Raw genomic sequence first — 4,676 nt, forward strand, 5'->3', positions numbered from 1 at the left:
GGCCGCGAGCGGGTCGCGCAGCAACGGCCCGACCGCGCGCAGGCACTCGCCCCCCGGACGGCGCATCCACGTGATCAGCGCGCGGTTGCGGCGCTCGATCCGCCGCCGCCACGACGCGGGCGGGCGTGCCGACGAGGGGTGGTGGCAGGCGGTGATGCGGTCGACGTAAGACAGGGCCCAGCCGCGGGCCGCGAGGTCGTAGGCCAGCAGCGTTTCCTCGGCACCGAAGTGCAGCAGCGGGTGGAACCCGCCCGCGTCGAGAAACGCCGAGCGCCGCACCACGGCCGAGCACGCGAGAAAGCCGAGCACCAGCGGGCCCGGCACGTCCGGGGCGGTGCCGAGCGGGCTGTCGGCCATCAGGGCGCACACGGGGTCGGGACGCCGGTCTGCCCCCACGAGGGTGGTCCCGGCGATCAGGCCCAGCCGCGGGTAGGCGTCGAACAGTGTCTCTGCCTGTGCCAGCGCACCCGGCTCCCACCACGAGTCGTCGTCGCAGAAGGCCACGTACGGGGTGTCGGCGGCCTCGACGCCGAGGTTGCGCGCCGCCATGCCGACGTTCTCCGGGTTGCGGATCAGGCGCACGTCCGGGAAGTCGCGCCGGACGCGCGAGGCGGTGTCGTCGCCGGACCCGTTGTCGACCACCACCACCGGCGGCGCGGGCCGCTGCGCGAGCAGCTCGATCAGGGTGCGCGCCAGCTCGGGGGCGCGGTCGCGCGTGGCGATCACGACCGTGGTCCTCATCGCAACACCTCACCCAGTAGTTCGGCGACCAGTGTTCCCGTGCCTCCGGGCGGTTTGTCGGTGTAACGGCGGACCTGCGGGGAGGCGCACCAGCGCCACCAGTGGTCCAGGGTCTCGGCGCACACGTGCTCGGCGGCTACCAGGGCGGGCCAGCCGAGCGTGCGCGCCTGGGCGGTGACCTTGCCACCCCCGGCGACCGGATCGACCGCGATCGCCGGGATTCCGGCGCGCAGGGCCAGGACCAGGCCGTGCAGGCGGGTGGTCAGCACGACGTCCACCCGGCCGAGCAGAGCGACGAACTGGTCCGGGGTGGCGCAGTGCCGCCAGTCGGCGGAGTCGAGCCGGGTGTCCAACGGCAGGCGGGCCACGTCGCGCTCGGTGACCCAGTTCAGCAGCACCTTGTGCACCTGCTCGTGCCTGCGCCGCCCCCCGTACTCGTGTTGTCCGGGCGCGAGGACGATCCCTACCACGGCGGTATGGGCGGTGTCGGCGGCGAAGGCGAGGTCGGCCTGCTCCCGGCCGAGACCGTCCCGGGCGAGCAGCCGATGGAACCCGGCCACCGCGCGGGAGGAAGGGTCGACGACCGAGACGCCCACGGCGATGCGCCTGCACGCCGCGTACCGCTGGTGCAGCCACTCCACCTGCTCGCCGTGCACCGGCCCGCACGCGAACACCAGGTGGGTGTAGCGCGCGGGGTCGGCGTCGTCGAGGTGCAGCGCGTCAGGGCGCAGCACGGGGCTGACGGCGACGTCGGTGTCGATCCCGGCCCCGTCGAGCGCGTCGCGGACCCTGCGCATGCTGAGCACATCCCCCGCGGTCGCTTCGCCGTGAAGGAAGCTGGGCCAGCCGGTGACGAGCACGCGCATGGTGGTGCTCATACCCGGCGGCGGAGCGTTTCACACTGAGGGCCGCGGGTAATCGAGCCGGTATGCTTTCCCGTCCGCGCCACGTCCTGGTCACCGGAGGGGCGGGCTTTCTCGGCTCCCACCTCTGCACCCGATTGGTCCACAGTGGTCAGAGAGTGACCTGTGTGGACAATTTTTCGACCGGGTCGCCGGAACACCTCTCCGAGCTGCCGCCCGAGTGGCTTTCGGTCGTCGAGCACGACGTCACGGAGCCGATCCCGGACCCGGGTCCGGTGGACGCGGTGCTGCACCTCGCCTCGGCGGCCTCACCGGTCGACTACCGGAGGAACGGCGTCGAGACACTGCGCGCGGGCGCGGCGGGAACCGAGCACGCCCTGCGGCTGGCACTCCGGTGGGGCGCCCGGTTCCTGCTCGCCTCCACCAGCGAGGTGTACGGCGACCCGGAGCGGCACCCGCAACGGGAGGACTACCGGGGCAACGTCGATCCGGTCGGGCCACGCAGCGTCTACGACGAGGCCAAGCGGTACGCCGAAGCCCTGACCGTCGCCTACGGGCGCGAACGCGGCGCCGATGTGGCCCTCGCGCGGATCTTCAACACCTACGGGCCGCGCATGCGCGCCGACGACGGCCGCATGATCCCGGCGTTCGTCACGCAGGCACTGGCCGGTGACCCGGTCACCGTCGCGGGCAGCGGCGAGCAGACCCGGTCGCTGTGCTACGTCGACGACACCGTGTCCGGCCTGCTCGCACTGCTCGACAGCGACCTGACCGGCCCGGTCAACATCGGAAACCCGCACGAGCTCACCGTGCGTGCGCTCGCCGAGCGCGTGCTGCGGGCCACCGGCTCCGGCTCGCCGATCACGCACGTTCCCGCCGCCGCCGACGATCCCCGGAGACGGTGTCCGGACATCTCACTGGCACGCACGGCACTCGGCTGGCAGCCGACGGTCGATCTCGACGAGGGCTTGCGCCGTACGACGGCATGGTTCGCCGCCACTCGCCCCGAGCGGGGCACGTCGGCGTCCCTGCGGTGAGTACGTCCGTGCGTCGTGGACATCCGTGCGTGGGCGCGAGCACGGAGGGGGTGCCGACGCGACGACGACCGTGTCACCACAGCGGGTGTACGCAGGTCCCCGTTTGAGCGTCGCTGCAGTGGGTAGCGACATAGTAGGGATCGCGCCAGCGATCCCACACCGATCCGGGAGGTGGGTGCGAGTGCGCGTTCTCGGGATCAACGCCGTCTTCCACGACCCCGCCGCCGCGCTCGTGGTGGACGGCCGCGTCGTGGCCGCGGCGGAGGAGGAGCGGTTCAGCCGGCGCAAACACGGCAAGGCGCCGGTGCCGTTCGCCGCGTGGGAACTGCCCGAACAGGCCGCGCGGTGGTGTCTGGACCAGGCGGGCCTGCACCCGTCCGAGCTGGACGCCGTCGCCTACTCCTACGACCCCGCGCTCGTCGACACCTCCCTCGACGGAGTCGACGCGGGCGGCTGGGAGAAGCTGCGCACGCTGTACGCACAGCGCGCGCCCCGCTTCCTGTCCACCGCCCTGAACGGACTCGACCCCGGCGCCGTCCGGTTCGTCCGGCACCACCTCGCTCACGCCGCGTCGGCGGCACTGGCCGGCCCGTTCGGTGACTGCGCGGTGCTGACCTCGGACGGACGCGGCGAAGCGGAGTCCTCCGTGGCCGGTGAGTACGCCGACGGCAAGTTCGTCGAACACGCCCGGCAGCCGCTGCCGCACTCGCTCGGCCTGACCTACGAGGAAGCCACCGCCCACCTCGGCTTCCGGCGCTCCAGCGACGAGTACAAGGTGATGGCGCTGGCCTCCTACGGCACCCCCCGCTTCCTGCCCGAGCTGCGCGAGCTGGTGTTCGCCACCGGCGACGGCGGGTTCCGCACCGCGCCGGTGCCGTGGGAGCGGTTCGCCCCCGCACGGTCGGCCTCCGACGAACTCGCGCCCGAGCACGCCGACCTCGCCGCGAGCGTGCAGCGCGTCACCGAGGAGGTGCTGCTCGACACCGCGCGGTGGCTGCACGCGCGCACCGGACACACCGATCTCGCGCTCGCGGGCGGCACGGCGTTGAACTGTGTCGCGAACACACACCTGCACGAGCACGGCCCGTTCGAGCGGATCTGGGTGCAACCCGCGGCAGGGGACGCGGGCACGGCACTCGGGGCGGCCCTGCAACTGGCCGCCGATTTCGGCGAGGACCTCGAACCGATGCGCGGCGCCGACCTCGGGCGCGGCTTCACCGACGACGAGATCGAGGACTGGCTGCGCCGCGCCCGGGTGCCGTACCGGCGCTGTCCCGACATCGCCGCCACCGCCGCGCGGGCACTGGCCGACGACAAGATCGTGGCCTGGTTCCAGGGCCGCTCCGAGTTCGGCCCGCGCGCCCTCGGCCACCGCTCACTGCTCGCACACCCCGGACGGGCCGAGAACCTGGACCGGCTCAACGACGTCAAGGGGCGCGAACAGTTCCGCCCCGTCGCGCCGATGGTGCGCGGGGAGCGCGCCGCCGAGGTGTTCGGGCGCGGACCGCTGCCGAGCCCGTACATGCTGTTCGTGCACGATGTCGCCCCCGCGTGGCGAGACCGCCTCCCCGCCGTCACCCACGTCGACGGCACGGCCCGCGTGCAGACGGTCGACCGGGCCGACGAACCACTGGTGGCGGACCTGCTGGAAGCCTTCGAGGGCCTCACCGGCCTGCCCGCGGTGGTCAACACCAGTCTCAACACGGCGGGCAGGCCGATGGTCGACGACCCCGGGCACGCGCTGGAGTGCTTCGCCTCGGCCCCGGTCGACCTGCTCGCGATCGGCCCGTTCGCGATCAGCAGGGACGGGTGGACCGCGTGAACGCGCCCCGGGACACGGCAGACGCGGCCGGGCACACCACCCCGGCGGCCACCGGGGACCACACCGCCTCCCCGGCGAACGCGGCGGACTACACCGTCGTGGTCCCGACCACGGGCCGCGCCCTGCTGACCACGCTGCTGCGCGGTCTGGACGCGGGCCGGGGCCCGGCTCCCGCCGAGATCATCGTGGTCGACGACCGCCCGCCTCGGCGGC

5 protein-coding genes are annotated in these 4,676 nt (G+C 73.4%); 3 read left to right on the top strand and 2 right to left on the bottom strand.

Going from position 1 to position 4,676, the window contains the following annotated elements; all coding sequences use genetic code 11:
* Positions 1 to 741: glycosyltransferase family 2 protein (locus tag SACSA_RS0112185; RefSeq protein WP_019816208.1), on the bottom strand; the 741-nt coding region annotated here is incomplete at its 3' end.
* Entirely contained in the window at positions 738 to 1,607 is an 870-nt protein-coding gene (locus SACSA_RS0112190; protein ID WP_028661813.1) for a polysaccharide pyruvyl transferase family protein, read from the bottom strand. The genes SACSA_RS0112190 and SACSA_RS0112185, both read right to left, overlap by 4 nt.
* A gap of 62 nt (positions 1,608 to 1,669) precedes the next feature.
* On the opposite strand from SACSA_RS0112190, the gene SACSA_RS0112195 reads away from it, so the two are divergent.
* The 3 genes from SACSA_RS0112195 to SACSA_RS26795 all read left to right on the top strand — a co-directional run.
* Positions 1,670 to 2,641 carry an NAD-dependent epimerase/dehydratase family protein gene (locus tag SACSA_RS0112195; RefSeq protein ID WP_028661814.1) on the top strand — a complete coding sequence of 324 codons (972 nt, stop codon included), beginning with the start codon at positions 1,670 to 1,672 and terminating at the stop codon, positions 2,639 to 2,641.
* A 181-nt stretch (positions 2,642 to 2,822) separates the two neighbouring features.
* Positions 2,823 to 4,463, top strand: coding sequence for a carbamoyltransferase family protein (locus SACSA_RS0112200; protein ID WP_019816211.1), 1,641 nt, complete (start codon positions 2,823 to 2,825; stop codon positions 4,461 to 4,463).
* On the top strand, positions 4,460 to 4,676 hold a 217-nt coding region (locus SACSA_RS26795), incomplete at its 3' end, for a hypothetical protein (protein ID WP_232212941.1). The genes SACSA_RS0112200 and SACSA_RS26795, both read left to right, overlap by 4 nt.

Source organism: Saccharomonospora saliphila YIM 90502 (assembly GCF_000383795.1).
GTDB lineage: Bacteria > Actinomycetota > Actinomycetes > Mycobacteriales > Pseudonocardiaceae > Saccharomonospora > Saccharomonospora saliphila.

What these genes read in the sequence shown, in the direction of transcription:
- SACSA_RS0112190 (WP_028661813.1), bottom strand. Translation starts at nt 1,607, where the DNA reads ATGCGCGTGCTCGTCACCGGCTGGCCCAGCTTCCTTCACGGCGAAGCG.
- SACSA_RS0112195 (WP_028661814.1), top strand. Translation starts at nt 1,670, where the DNA reads ATGCTTTCCCGTCCGCGCCACGTCCTGGTCACCGGAGGGGCGGGCTTT.